7 protein-coding genes and 1 pseudogene are annotated in these 13,776 nt (G+C 58.9%); 3 read left to right on the plus strand and 5 right to left on the minus strand.

Annotation, left to right across the window (positions count from 1 at the left end; all coding sequences use genetic code 11):
* Positions 1 to 514: 514 nt before the first annotated feature.
* From E5W87_RS21195 to E5W87_RS21215, 5 genes and pseudogenes are all read right to left on the minus strand, one after another.
* Positions 515 to 2,278 carry an ATP-dependent helicase gene (locus E5W87_RS21195; protein WP_292401769.1) on the minus strand — a complete coding sequence of 588 codons (1,764 nt, stop codon included), beginning with the start codon at positions 2,276 to 2,278 and terminating at the stop codon, positions 515 to 517.
* The gene (locus E5W87_RS21200; protein WP_292401772.1) at positions 2,275 to 3,501 is read right to left on the minus strand and encodes an AAA family ATPase; all 1,227 of its coding nucleotides are present in this window, start codon (positions 3,499 to 3,501) and stop codon (positions 2,275 to 2,277) included. Before E5W87_RS21200 ends, E5W87_RS21195 begins: the two co-directional genes overlap by 4 nt.
* Positions 3,483 to 4,169 carry an AAA family ATPase gene (locus E5W87_RS21205; RefSeq protein WP_292401774.1) on the minus strand — a complete coding sequence of 229 codons (687 nt, stop codon included), beginning with the start codon at positions 4,167 to 4,169 and terminating at the stop codon, positions 3,483 to 3,485. Before E5W87_RS21205 ends, E5W87_RS21200 begins: the two co-directional genes overlap by 19 nt.
* A 199-nt stretch (positions 4,170 to 4,368) precedes the next feature.
* Positions 4,369 to 4,881, minus strand: coding sequence for a hypothetical protein (locus E5W87_RS21210; RefSeq protein ID WP_292401776.1), 513 nt, complete (start codon positions 4,879 to 4,881; stop codon positions 4,369 to 4,371).
* Between the two features lie 320 nt (positions 4,882 to 5,201).
* A pseudogene (locus E5W87_RS21215) lies at positions 5,202 to 5,716 on the minus strand (IS30 family transposase); the annotation flags it as partial.
* Positions 5,717 to 5,988: 272 nt separating this feature from the next.
* On the opposite strand from E5W87_RS21215, the gene E5W87_RS21220 reads away from it, so the two are divergent.
* From E5W87_RS21220 to E5W87_RS21230, 3 genes are all read left to right on the plus strand, one after another.
* Positions 5,989 to 11,952, plus strand: a complete 5,964-nt coding sequence (locus E5W87_RS21220; RefSeq protein WP_292401779.1) for a DUF3320 domain-containing protein — start codon at positions 5,989 to 5,991, stop codon at positions 11,950 to 11,952.
* Between the two features lie 13 nt (positions 11,953 to 11,965).
* Positions 11,966 to 13,090, plus strand: coding sequence for a DNA repair exonuclease (locus tag E5W87_RS21225; protein WP_292401782.1), 1,125 nt, complete (start codon positions 11,966 to 11,968; stop codon positions 13,088 to 13,090).
* The coding region (locus tag E5W87_RS21230; RefSeq protein ID WP_292401785.1) for an ATP-binding protein at positions 13,087 to 13,776 on the plus strand (690 nt) is incomplete at its 3' end. The genes E5W87_RS21225 and E5W87_RS21230, both read left to right, overlap by 4 nt.

Below are 13,776 nucleotides of genomic sequence, written 5' to 3' on the forward strand. Positions count from 1 at the left end.
CTTTCAGGACATGGAAGAGATGGAACAGGAAGCTGCTGTATAGTGTCTTGCTCGAAATACCTTGCGTTGGGTCATCATCATCTCTGCTTTCGGGAAGCGGCACAGCCGATCTCTAGGGCCGACATGCGGCGCATTACTGCGCGGCAGCATTGGGGCCGTGTATGGACGGCTCTCCGTTGGCAAGGGATTTGTGAGCTTTTGCAGTTGCTGGTTGGTGCGGCCATGTATCCGACCTGTAGGTGCGGCCTTTCATGTGCCGCTGGCCATAATGCCATTCGCGCGTCTCAGGTCCCGATCGAAAGCTCGCACTTATAGTGCACGGCCCAGTGGGTTTTCCCGATCCGGCGGTTTCAACCGGCTTTGTGCATTAGCTCCTGTCCGCCCTTTCCAACCTCGTCGGCGACCGCTCGCCTTGTCTGAGTTTATGCGATTACCGGTTCCTTTCGACCCTGCTCCGCAGGGTCATACTGTGAAAGTCCCATCCCTTCGAAGCTTTTATTGTATCCAGAGGTTACTATAGTATATCTACTCCATCCAGACCCAAGAAACGGCTCGGCGGATTGCCGTAGCGATCCCTTTCGTAGATATACATCAGTAGTTGCTCCGCCCTGGTGACCGCCACGTAGAATTGCCGCTTCTCGGCCTCAAGCGCTTCACCTTGGGTCGACCTGTAGTGTGGCATCAGCCCCTCGCGTACCCCGATGATCGCGACGGCTGCGAACTCGCGCCCCTTCGCCTCATGGATCGTCATCAGCCTTAATGCCTTATCGGGACTGGCAAACATACCAAGGTCTTCAATCGATAGATTATCGACGTCGATGTCGTTGTGCCGCATGTCGGCGACCATTTCTTCGACCGACGATTGAAGATTGTCCCTGTGAGCGGGTGCGAGCCAGCCGTCTCGGACAAGAATGGCGCTAGTCTCGTCTGCCATTGTTTCAAGCCAAGCTACGCCGTCGGTTGCAAGAGCGACATCTTCTGCCCGGCGCAATAGCTCGACAATCGTACGCCGGCCGGGATATCCGAACACATCGAAACGGCTGTGCCCGCTCATGTCCTGGATCGCGCTAAAGACTGCGCGCTCTACCTGCCGGATGTTGAACTGGTGGCCATCAACCACAGCGGCGCTCAGCTGCTCGGCGAGGCCCGCGAAAAGGCGCGAACGCCTATAAGGACGAGCGCCGGGTCCCACAACTTTTACTCCAAAGTCGCGAAGCCCGCGCGATATGGGGTACAGCGCGGCCCAGCTCTTGGCGAGGATAGCAGACCTTCCCAGCGGCAGCCCCATCCTGTTGATCGCTGGCAAGAACTCGTCGGTGATGGCGTCGAATGTCCGGTCGGTTGTGATGAGATGAGCCGGCTCGGTGCAGACCTTGTTTTTCCCCTCACTGGTCATCGCCGGAGCCCGGGGAAAGAGACGCTCGGCTTGCTCAACAACTGGCCCACTGGAGCGGAAATTCCACGACAGCGATAGGTCGCGCTTGGCCCCGATCTCGTCCGCAAAGGGATCGATCAACTCCGGACGCGCCCCCGCGAACCCAAAGATGGATTGCGCCGGATCACCGACCAGGAAGAACGTGGACCGTCCTTCCGCGTGAATGAGACGCAAAATCTCAACCTGAATCTCAGTAGTGTCCTGGAACTCATCGACAAGGAAGGAGCGGAACTTGGTAGCAACCGATCTCGCGACCTCACCGTCGTCCCGTAGCAGACAGAGCGTATGGTAGAGGATGCTGGCAAAATCGATGAACCCGCGCTCTGCGGATAAGCGCAGGAAGTGCGGCGCGGCCAGGAGGATCATGTCGTCTTCGAGCGCGGAGCCGATCAGCTCGCCGTTGGCATCGAGACCGATCCCGCCAAAGCGCACGTAGTCCTCAAACCGAAGATCGTACCGGCCGACGAGCTCGGCCGCCCTTTCCGCTATCTCGTTAAACTCCTTCCGTTCCGAGGTCAGCACTTTCATCGTGCCGGAAAACCCCGCTACGCGAGAGGCAAACGGCCTCAGAATATGGTGGAGGCAAAACGAATGGATGGTTGAGACGACATAGTTGATCTGATTATCCGGCATCAGGTGAGCTGCCACGCGCGTGTCGATCTCGATCACCGCGGCATTGGTGTAGGTGATGCACGCCACTGAAAATGGCGTGCCTCGGAGCTCCTCAACATCCTTTACCAGCTTCGCGACGATGGTCCGGGTCTTACCGCTGCCTGGGCAGGCCTTCAGCAAGAGGTTGCCATCGTGGTCCAGCGCCAACTGCTGCTGGGGCGTGAGCTTCATGCCTGCAGCCACTCGACGGCTTTGCGCACGTAGTCCGGTACCTCGGCTTTCGCGGGAATGTTTTCAGCGGCAAGCTGCGCGAAGCGCGCTTTACCGAAACGCTTGGCGGTGTTCAGCACACTCTTCTTAAGGGCCTCGTCGACTCCCACAATGTCAGCAATAGCGAGCTTGTTAGCAATTCGCGGGGCGCCGATCTCTCGGGCCGCTTTTTCAAGCATGCCGACGTTGCCATCGAGCGTGATCTCGCGCTCGAACGTCGTCGCGCCAAAGAAAACTTTCACGAAGTCTCCCTCAAGCGCTGCAAGATCCTCCTTCACGGGAAGGTCTGGCTCGGCATCATCTTCATCGATGACAAGTTCTGCGTCAGGCGGCGACTGATCGGCATCGGCCACTATAGCGCACCGCTTGGGCAAACCAATCTTTGAGAAGAGGCGCGAGTAAGGACCGAAGTGAACGCCATGGATCGCCACCACCGAGATGCCGGCGCGATCAAGGTCTATACCCATTGCCGACTTGATGAGCCCCGGCAGCAAAAACACCTCTGCCGCTCCTTCGACAAGCATGACCTTGCGTGCGAAAAGCAGGTTGGACTTCGTCGCGTCGAGATAGCGCTCGAGATCGGCCACGTCGCCCGGCGCCAATGCGGTGTTTGAGGCGATCGTTGAAACAGATGGCTCGCTTGTCCCTGTATTCGTCAGCATGACGAACGACGCGAGCGGCGCCTTGGACGTCACTTGTGTGCTGTGGGTTGTTACGATCGACTGGAAAGGAAGCCCTCTCAGCGCTTCGAGCAGAACCGTCTGCAGTTGGGGGTGAAGGTGGGCCTCCGGCTCCTCAATCAAGATCAGTTCGCCTGCCGCCCTTCCCTCAGCCGCACGCTTGCGAAATTGCTCGATAAGGATCGCGATATAGAGAAGGTTATTCATGCCGAGCCCGTTTCGTCGCGGCTCATAGAGCTTCATCGACGGTCCGCTCAGCAGAAGCCGGATGTTGCGCAGGATCGATTGGAAGGTGGGGGAACTTAGACCCAGGTCGACGTCGAGCGCGAACGCATCGCCGGTGACTTCCTTCAGAGCGCCATCGATCGCTTGCGCAATGCCTTTGACGGCAGGCGACCCTTCGATCGCATCATTTGCGGTCTGCACCGCTGCAACCAACGCATCTTGCTCCGCTGTACCAATCTTGCTCGCCTCGATAAGGCGGATCAGTGGGGATCGACGCATTTCGGCAAGATCGCTCTCGACGTCGCGCAGGGCGTGGAGGAAAACGACCCTGTAAGCCTGCAGATATTGCAGGCCAACCGACCGAGCGCCGATTTCATCGTTGTCGGTGTCCCATTCGAGTCTGCTAGATCGACGGCGGGATTACCGCCGCCGAACAGCTCCCATCCGAAGTCATCGAGCGTCAAACTATCCGGTGCACGCTCGCCCGATGATAGAGCCTCGCGCACCACCGTCTTTGGCCGAAACCGGTAGAAAATACGAGCGCGTCCATCGCCAAGCTGAGTGCCGTGCAGCATCGCGACTTCATTGTCGCTTGCCTGATACCCCGTAAACTCCACCCCGACCAAGACCTGGAAAGGTGCCGTCTGATCGATATCGCTGTGGATGTCGTCCTTCTGGAGAGATCTGAACGCCGAAGAAAAATCGACGTCTAGGCACAACCTAAGGGCCTGCACGAAACAGGACTTGCCCGTGTTGTTTTCTCCTATGACACACGTGGCCTTCTCCGCGATCGCGACATCTACATTCCCGAGTGCGCGATAACCTTTGATGACAACCCGACTTAGATGCATTGTTGATTCCCCCATACAATTTTTAGCACACAGTGTGGTGAAGTCGCGCCGTGTTTTGACCTGAAACGGCGCGCCGTATGGGATTCGAACACCCATCTTGGTCGCCGGCCATGTCTGCTTCCAAGCGGTGGCAAGCCTGAGCACTACGGCCGAGATGAGGCGCGTTACCGCCCGGCCGCTACTCCCCTCGTTGCGGTCGTTAGCCCTTCGCTCCGGCACGGAAAGCTCCTGCCCGAAGCTACCACTCGAAACGAGCATTCAATGCCGCATCGGGGGCCTCCGATCCGGACTGCATTCAGGATGGCCAAAGCGGCTTCACCCGCTCAATGCGATATCTTTTCTCGAACTCACGGAGTACCATTTCGAGCGTTGCCTCAAAAGCACCCTGATCGAACATCATCGATTTCTTCGCCTCGTGAAAGTAGCGCCAGTCGGTGAAGGCGTCTTGGTGCTGATGCAGAATGTGACGAATGCTGTAGTCGATGTAGAAACCATTGGGATGATACGGGACCACTGACCTTTGGAACTCAGCGTCGAGTTTCTCTTGGCTTTCGGGCTTTAGGCGATCAAACAGCTTCATCAGGTTGTGCGATTTGACAACTCTTGGATCGTCGTGGTCGAAGACGATCCACGCTTTGAGTGCCAGCTCCATCGAAAGCGCCAAAAGCATCGGTTCAACACCGACGTGTTCGCGTTCGCTCAGGTCGGCATGCTCTCCGAATTCTCGACTTGGAAAGCTCTGAGTTTTTCGAAAGATCGCCTTTGCGGCTTCCCCGATCCTAATGGCAGTCGATAAGCGCGCACTCATTAGAGATCCATTGATGTAAACTTGCAAGAACGCAATCGCTTAGGCTAGGTGGCACGGAACTACAACCTAACGACAAGTTAGAGTAGAGTTAACTGCCGGCGACCTGTTTTTCCTACCTCTTTGTGGCGCGAATGCTATCTGGTTGCGATCCTTATCTGAGCCAGGGTCTCTAGAGCTGCGGGGCATCCGCGTGAGCTTGCCGGGCTATGTCAGCTCGTTTGCATTCAAATGCTGGCGTCCGGCTAATGAGCAGACTGTCCGCCTTCAGGAACTCCCAGAAGGTGGATGAACGACCGGAATGAGGCGGTGGGTTCAACCGGTCACTGCAACACCTCCTGCAGCCTATCGGCCGGCGTTTCGAAGTCCAGGGATTTTCGCGGTCTCTGGTTGAGCCGCAGAGCGACATCGTCGAGTTGGGTCTGCGAGACCTGGGAGAAGTTTGTTGCTCTTGGGAAGTACTGTCTAGCAGGCCGTTGGTGTTTTCGTTGCTGCCGCGCTGCCAGGGACTGCGCGGATCGCAGAAGTAGACCTGCAGGTCGGTTGCGACGGTGAAGCTCTTATGGCAAGCCATCTCCTTGCCCTGGTCCCACGTCAACGAGCGCCGCAACTCTTCGGGCAATGTGCCGATCTTCTGGGCGAGAGCGGCCACGATGGTCGCCGAGTCCCTTCTTGCCAACTTCACAAGCATCGTGAACCGGCTGTGCCGTTCGACGAGGGTGACGATGTTGGTGTCGTTTGCACCGGCGAGCAGATCACCTTCCCAATGGCCTGGGATGGCGCGATCCTCGGCCTCGGCGGGACGCTCGCGGATGGAGACCATATCGAGGATTTGCCCTTGTCCCGTCCGGCTCAGCGCGGCTCAACGAAACGTGGAAGCAAGCGCGGCTGCCTCGAAAGCTCCTCGAGCAACTGTCTCATCACAAATATCGTGCTGTACCGGCGGCAAGGATCACCAATCCCTGCAGAGGTCGACAACTGTCGAGCTGACGGAGGCGTTTCGAGTTCGGAGATTTATGCTGCTGAAGAGCTAAGCGGCGACCATACCGAGAATTTACTTTCAAATTCTGGCCGCAAAGTTCTATCGTAAATGAAAATAGGGGACGGGGCATGGAAACGAGTTCGGACACTGGCGATGCCGCCGGTATATCAGCCGCGCCCGTAATAGAAGTCGTGGCGGACATCGCCGCCAGCTTTACATATGCGTCCTTCCAAAATGCTATTCCGGTGATCCGGTCTATCGCGCTCAATAACCCGACCCAGCAGGCTTTCGAAAAATGCACTCTCGAGCTGACATCGAACCCTCCTTTTTTGCGCGCCAAAAGCTGGATAATTGATCGGATCGTTGCTGGTGACCGGCTTCCCTTAAGCGACCGAAAAATCGATCTCGACTCCAGCTATCTGGCCGGTCTCAACGAGGCTGAGCGCGGGGAGATAACGTTGCGCCTGACCTCAGGAGGCGCAGTGCTGGCCGAGCAGCGCGTTGCGGTGCGTCTGCTTGCTCGCGACGAATGGGGTGGCGTCATCGATATGGCGCAATTGCTGCCTGCATTCGTCATGCCGAACGACCCGGCGATCGCAGGACTGCTGCGTTCCGCAGCGGAGCGGCTCGCAGCGCATGGTCATGCCTCCAGCCTCGATGGCTATCAAAGCGGCAATCCCGAACGCGCATTCATGCTGGCGGCCGCAATTTATTCGGCGGTTGCCGGTCTATCCCTGCATTATGCTGAGCCACCTGCCAGTTTCGAAAGCCGAGGCCAAAAAATCCGACGCCCCTCAACAATTACGGCGGAGAGGCTGGCTACGTGTCTCGATGCCAGTCTGTTGTTCGCCTCCGCCCTGGAGGCGACGGGCCTGCACCCAATCGTGCTTATGTTCCAGGGCCACGCTGCCGTCGGCGTCTGGATGACACAGAAGACGCTCGCCAACGCCATCGAACCCGATGCCATGGAAATCCGCAAGGCGCTGGCATCGCGCGAACTGATGGTGTTTGAGACGACCGGCGTAACGCATAGGCCGGCGATGATGCTGGAGGCTGCGCAACGAGCAATCGAACAGCGGCTCGACGAAACGCAGATAGCCACCTTTGTCGCCGCCATCGATATCCGCCGCTCGCGTAGCGGCGGCATTACACCGCTTGCCTCGCACGAACCGATGCGTCGCAGCGTGGATACCGAGGTGGCAACCGAAATCGTGCTGCCGCTGCCAACGGCACCGTCCGCAACAGCCCTGCCTGCCGACATCGTCGAGGTGAAGCCGACGTCAGCAGCCGGGCGGATCGACCGTTGGCAGAAAAAGCTCCTCGACTTGACACTGCGGAACCGCCTGCTCAATTTTCCGGACTCCAAGAAGACAATTCCGTTTCTTTGTACTGACGTCGGCTACCTCGAGGACCGCCTCATGGCAGGCGCTTCGATCCGGCTGATTTCGCTGCCCGAACAGAATCCACTAGGCGAGCGCGATGCTGCCCTCTATCGCGAGGTGCACGGACGGGACCTCCAGCGAGGCTTTGCCGCGGAAGCGCTTCTGCGCGACGAGCTCCCGTCGACGCTCGATGGGCGCCAATTGGAATCCCGGCTGATCGATCTTTACCGGCAAGTCCGCAACGACTTTGCCGAGGGCGGCGCGAATACGCTTTTCCTGGCGGTTGGCTTCCTGCGCTGGAAGAAGAAGACCGAGGACGAGCGCAGCTATCGCGCACCATTACTTCTCGTACCGGTCAAAATCGAGCGCCGCAGCGCGACATCGCGTTTTACCTTGCGCTTCCATGAAGATGAACCGCGATTCAACGCCACCTTGTTGCAGTTTCTCGAACGCGACTTCGAGCTCAAACTGCCACAGTTTTCCGGTGAGCTGCCCGAGGACGAAAGCGGCGTCGATGTGCCGCGGCTGCTCGGTCTTATGCGCCAGGCAGTGCGCGACGTGCCCGGCATGGAGGTGGTGGACGAGACGGCGCTCTCAACCTTCTCTTTCGCCAAGTTTCTCATGTGGAAGGATCTGGTCGAGCGTACTGATGCCCTGCGCGAAAACCGTGTCGTGCGCCATCTGATCGACACGCCGGAGATAGCGTTCGAGGGCAATGGCGCATCATTCCGAGACGAACGTGACCTTGATCACCACTATGCTCCGTCTGACATCGTTTCGCTGTTGCCGGCCGACTCTTCACAGACTGCCGCAAGCCTTGCGGCCGCCGAAGGTCGCGACTTTGTCATCATCGGCCCTCCCGGCACTGGCAAGAGCCAGACCATTGCCAACATGATTGCCAACTGTCTTTCAGTCGGCAAAACTGTGCTGTTTGTGGCTGAAAAGACGGCAGCACTCGATGTCGTCTATCGTCGCCTTCGCGAACATGGCCTGGGCGCGAACTGTCTCGAACTTCATTCCAGCAAGGCGGATCGGCGCAACTTTCTCAACCAGCTCAGGAACAGCTGGGAAAGCAGCGTGCGCGTGGACGGAGCCGAATGGATTGCGGTCAACGAACGGCTTCGCCTGCGCCGCGACGAACTTAACGCCTATGTCGAAGCGCTGCATCGGCGCCATGTCAATGGTCTGACGCCTTATCTGGCGCTCGGCATCGCTCTCAAGAACAAGCGGCAGCACGCTCCGAGATTGTCCTGGCCATCGCGCGATTCCCATGACGAGGCAAACCGGCTGGCGCTGGAGCATATTGCCGCCGAAACAGGTCTCGCATTTCAGTCGGTGGAGATGCGACCGGTCCTGCGTCTCATAGATGTCACCGAGTGGACGTCGGGCTGGCAGGACAATTTGCTCGAAGCGGCGAAGGCGCTCAGAAGTGAGTCCGAGGTTCTAACCACCGCACTGGACGCCTTCCTGGTGAGCGTCGGCCTTCGCGCCAAAGGCGATGCGTCAAAAGCCGAGCTCGAAGCGCTGCGAAAACTGGCGGGGGCACTCCAGGACAGTGCCGGTTATGACCTCAGCATCGCCTTTGATCGAGATTTCGCCCAGTTGCGGGGAGCCCTTGCCACTCTCAATGATGCAGTCGGAGACTATCGCAAGTCTCGCAAGGACCTGTCGGCACGCTATGACGAGGCAGCCGTTGCGCGGATACGAATGGAGGACATAGAGCAGCAATGGCAACAGGCCGCTTCTGCGTTCTGGCCAAACAGTCAGTTGGGCAAACGCAAAGTCCAGAAGCTGCTTCAAGGCTATGTCACAGAGGGCGTGGCCGATCCTCTGCACGACTTGCCGCTGTTGCGCGTGATGCAGGACCGCCGCGCCACTGTCGAAGCCAACATCCTATCTGACAAGCCGATCGGATTTGCTGCACTTGATACCGACACCCATAGTATCGATCAGATACTCTCGATCGCCGAAAGGCTTCGACAGACGCTACGCCTGCCCGGTCTCGGCACGGAGGATCTCAGAGCGCTCCTCCAAGCAACCGCCCCGAGCCTGCGAAGCGGCGCAGCAGATAGCGCGATGCGCCATGGGGCAGCCCGCTTCCTTGCGGCTTCTGCGGCATTCGAGGCTGCGAGAACCCAATTTGCGATCGCCGCTGGAAAGACGCCTTCGTGGGCAGGACATGATAAGCCACTGACCGAATTGACGACCGCGATGGGAGACTTGCTCGCTGCCCGTCATCTTCTGCGGGACTGGACTTCGTGGTGCGGCATTCGTCGCAGAGCTGTCAGTCAGAATCTGGGAGCGTTGGTCGACGATATCGAGGCGGGTCTAGTGCGACCAACCGAAGCTCAATCCGCGTTCCGCCTGGCCTATGTACGCTGGTGGCTGCCGGCCACACTGGATGCCGATCCGGTGCTGCGAGATTTCCGTCGCTTCCAGCACGAGCACGCCATCGAAGATTTCCGGGAAATCGACGATCTTGTCCGCACTCAAGCAAGCCTTCGCGTCATCAGCGCCATCGCTCATGGTTTGCCGGCTGTGCAAAGCGTCCCGCGCAATTCCGAGTTGGGCCTGTTGCGCCATCAGATGGAATTGCAGCGGCCCAGCAGGTCAATCCGCGAGATGATCGGCGCTATGCCGTCGAGCTTTGCCAAGCTCGCGCCATGCATGCTGATGTCGCCTCTCTCCATCGCTCAATACCTACCTCCCGACCAGGTGCTGTTCGACGTGGTGATTTTCGACGAAGCATCGCAGATCACCACCTGGGACGCAGTCGGTGCCATCGCGCGAGCCCATCAAACCATAATCGTGGGCGATCCCAAGCAGTTGCCACCCACCAATTTCTTTGGCCGCAACGAGGAGGACGAGGAAGTCGTCGAGCACGAAAAGGATCTTGAGAGCATTCTCGACGAAGCCAAAGCGGCCGGCATCCCGGTACGCGACCTGCGCTGGCATTATCGTAGCCGCAATGAGTCGCTGATCGCCTTTTCCAACCATCACTACTATCAGAATCGGCTCATCACCTTCCCTTCCCCAACGGTGGAAGATCGGGCAGTGCAGCTGCGAAAAATCACGACTGGCATGTACGATCGTGGAAAAAGCCGCACCAACCGAATCGAAGCCCAAGCAGTAACCGACGAGGCGGTCAGCAGGATGCGGCGTTGGCTGGCCCTTCCAGAAAAGGACCGGCCCACGCTGGGGGTCATCACTTTCAACGCGCAACAGCAGTCGCTCATCCTCGACCTTTTCGACAAGGCGCGACAGACAGAGCCGGAGCTTGAATGGTTCTTTGCCGACGAGCGTATTGAACCCGCCATCGTCAAGAATCTGGAAAATGTCCAGGGCGACGAGCGTGACATAATCCTGTTTTCGATCACCTTTTCGCAAGATAATGCCGGCAAGCGCAGCATGGATTTCGGCGCGCTGAATCGGGACGGCGGCGAACGCCGGCTGAATGTCGCGGTGACGCGTGCGCGGCAGGAACTGATCGTATTTTCAGGTTTTGCCGCCGACCAGATCGACCCCAACCGAACCAAAGCGATCGGCGTACAGCATCTCAAAGCCTTCCTCGATTTTGCCGAACGCGGCGCTGTGGCATTGCCAGCGCAGGAACGCGGATCGGTCGGAGCCTTGGAATCCCCTTTCGAGGAGGCCGTCGCTGCCGAGCTTGAGAAGCGCGGATGGACCATCGTTCCTCAAGTCGGCATTTCTGGCTTTCGAGTGGATATAGGGATCCGGCATCCCGATCTCGCCGGCGCCTATCTGGCGGGGATCGAGTGTGACGGCGCGACCTATCACAGTTCTGCCACGGCGCGAGATCGAGACAAGGTCCGCGAGCAGGTCCTACGAGGCCTCGGGTGGAACATCGTCCGGGTATGGTCAACCGATTGGTGGTTTGATCTCGAAGGTTGCACCGAGAGGCTTCATGCCAGCCTGGCCGCACTGCTCGAGGAAAGCCGTCGCAAGCAAACTGAACAACAGGAAAATGAAGCGACCATCCAATGGGACATGGGACATAAGGTCGACCCCATAGACCCATTGCCAGCCGAAGAGTTTGCATCGATCGGCGAAGCCGAAAACTTGTCGCTAATATCAGAGCCAGAACTTGTCGCCGCTCCCGTCGCGACGGTAGAGCATCCATCAGCATCTGGAGCAATTTTGCCCGCTGCCGCGAATTCGACGCGTGATTCCGGACCGACGGGCGGCCGTTATCGCCTCACTGACCTATCAGCATTCGCTATCAGCCCGGATCATTTTTACGACTTCGCCTACCGAGGCACTTTGCGGACCATGGTCGACGCGGTGATCGAGCAGGAAGGCCCGCTGCGAGAAGACGTCCTTGCGCAGCGCATCGCACGGGCGCATGGCTGGCTCAGAACGGGCAACAAGATTCGGGAGCGGATCGACCTGCATCTGCGCGATTTCGATAGAACTGAAGAATCCAGCGGCAGCTTCCTATGGAAGAAGGGGACGGTGGTCGGTCTGCTTGATTATCGCATGCCGTTTGACGCCCTTGCCCGCCGGTCCATTGCCGACATTCCAATCGCCGAGTTAGCCGCTGTCGTCGTCGCGAACAAAGACGTTCTGGAACAGTCGGATCCCGCTCTCGACCTTGCACGTATGCTCGGCGTCGAGCGACTTGCGGCGATATCACGCTCCCGGCTGGATGAGGCCATCGATCGCGCCCGGCGCTACCGGGCATCGACATAGTCTCGGAGACTCCATGTTTCGCTTCATCCACAGCTCCGATCTTCATATCGGCAAGCGGTTCGGCAACATGCCGGAGGATCTGCGCGGGCGGCTCCGTGAAGCGCGCCATGGCGCGATCAGCCGGCTGGCAGAACAGGCACGGGTCCATGGTGCATCCACCATATTTCTGGCCGGCGATACGTTCGACACCGAAACGCCTACACCAGCGATGTTGCGGCAGGCCCTTGCCGAGATGAGCCAGAGCGCGCCCTTGCGCTGGATATTGCTCCCTGGAAACCACGATTCACTGTTAGCTGATCAATTGTGGAGCGCTGCGGGCAGCGTTGTGCCGGACAATGTCATACTGGCGACCCGGCCCGAAACCCTGACCATTGGCGCGGACGTGGCGCTGCTGCCTGCACCGTGCACCACCCGTAGACCCGGTCGCGACCTTACCGAGTGGATGGACAGCGCCGCGACGCCGCAAGGCGCCATCCGGCTCGGCCTTGCTCATGGCGCCATTCAGAACTTTTCCGAAGATTCAGCAGCGTCCGACGTCATTGCACCAGATCGCGCGACCAAGGCCGGCCTCGATTATCTGGCACTTGGCGACTGGCACGGGCCCGTCACCATCAATGAGCGCAGCCGCTACAGCGGTGCGCCCGAACCTGACCGTTTCAAGCATGATACACCCGGTCAGGCCCTTGTCGTTTCCATTGCCGGGCCTGGCGCCATGCCCGAGATCGTGGCCGTTGAAACAGCTAGCTTTTCCTGGAAAACCGCTCCACTGCATTTGCTGTCGGGCGACGACAGCTCGGCGGCATTTGAAGCGTTGCTGCCACCGGCAGACTTGCGGCGTCAAACCTTGCTGCGAATTGTCGCGTCTGGCCGGGCACGGATAACCAGACGAACCGCCCTCGAAGCGGCGGTCGCGGCAGCCGCGCCCGACTACGCCTATCTGGAGCTGCAAGGGGACGGGCTCGCGACCGACTGCGAAAGCGGCGATTTGGATCTGATCGATCGCTCCGGTGCCCTTCGCGAGGCAGCGCAGGCACTGTTGGATGAAAGCACCGACGAAAGGCGGTCGACTGTCGAACGCGACATATCGCGAGAAGCACTGGTTCGGCTGTTCAGCTATTGCGAGGCGATGGGATCATGAAACTTTCAGCCCTTCGGCTCCACAACGTCAAACGGTTCGCCGGGCAAGGCGTCGCCATCGAGAACATAGGCGACGGCGTCAACGTGCTTTGCGCAGTCAATGAATTCGGCAAATCAACCTTCTTCGAAGCACTCCATGCACTTTTTTTCCATCCTCATATGGGGACGCCCGAAGGTGTGAGACTGCTACGGCCTTATAGTGGGGGCAATCCGGTGGTGGAGGCCGACATCACCACTTCAGAAGGACGCTATCGGCTTACCAAGCAGTTTTATGGCGGCAAGCTGGCCAGCGTTATCGACCTCGATCGGGGGCGACTGTTGGCTCAAGCGGACGAGGCCGAAGCGTTTATCGGCAAACTAATCCATGGCGGAACCGCAGGACCGGCAGGATTGCTCTGGGTTCGCCAAGGGGTCACCGGCATCGAAAAGCGCAGCAAAAGCGAGGAGGATGGCCAAAAACGCGTGCGCGAAAGCCTATTGTCCTCGGTTCAGGGGGAAGTTGAAGCCTTAACCGGCGGGCGGCGCATGGCCGAAATCACCGCAGCGTGCGAGGAAGAGCTCTATAGCCTGGTCACGTCAACGCTGCGTCCCAAGAGTGGTGGTCTCTATGCGGCAGCTCTCGACGAGCGTGACAAGCTGCTGAAAGACGAGCAGCGTCTCAGCGCCGAAGTCACCGGTCTGCGCGAT

It is taken from the genome of Mesorhizobium sp., assembly GCF_004962925.1.
In the GTDB taxonomy this organism is placed as follows: Bacteria; Pseudomonadota; Alphaproteobacteria; order Rhizobiales; family Rhizobiaceae; genus Mesorhizobium.

Excerpts from the sequence above, each read along its gene's own strand:
- E5W87_RS21220 (WP_292401779.1), top strand. The coding sequence starts at position 5,989 with ATGGAAACGAGTTCGGACACTGGCGATGCCGCCGGTATATCAGCCGCG.
- E5W87_RS21225 (WP_292401782.1), top strand. The coding sequence starts at position 11,966 with ATGTTTCGCTTCATCCACAGCTCCGATCTTCATATCGGCAAGCGGTTC.
- E5W87_RS21210 (WP_292401776.1), bottom strand. The coding sequence starts at position 4,881 with ATGAGTGCGCGCTTATCGACTGCCATTAGGATCGGGGAAGCCGCAAAG.
- E5W87_RS21200 (WP_292401772.1), bottom strand. The coding sequence starts at position 3,501 with ATGCGTCGATCCCCACTGATCCGCCTTATCGAGGCGAGCAAGATTGGT.
- E5W87_RS21195 (WP_292401769.1), bottom strand. The coding sequence starts at position 2,278 with ATGAAGCTCACGCCCCAGCAGCAGTTGGCGCTGGACCACGATGGCAAC.
- E5W87_RS21205 (WP_292401774.1), bottom strand. The coding sequence starts at position 4,169 with ATGGGTGTTCGAATCCCATACGGCGCGCCGTTTCAGGTCAAAACACGG.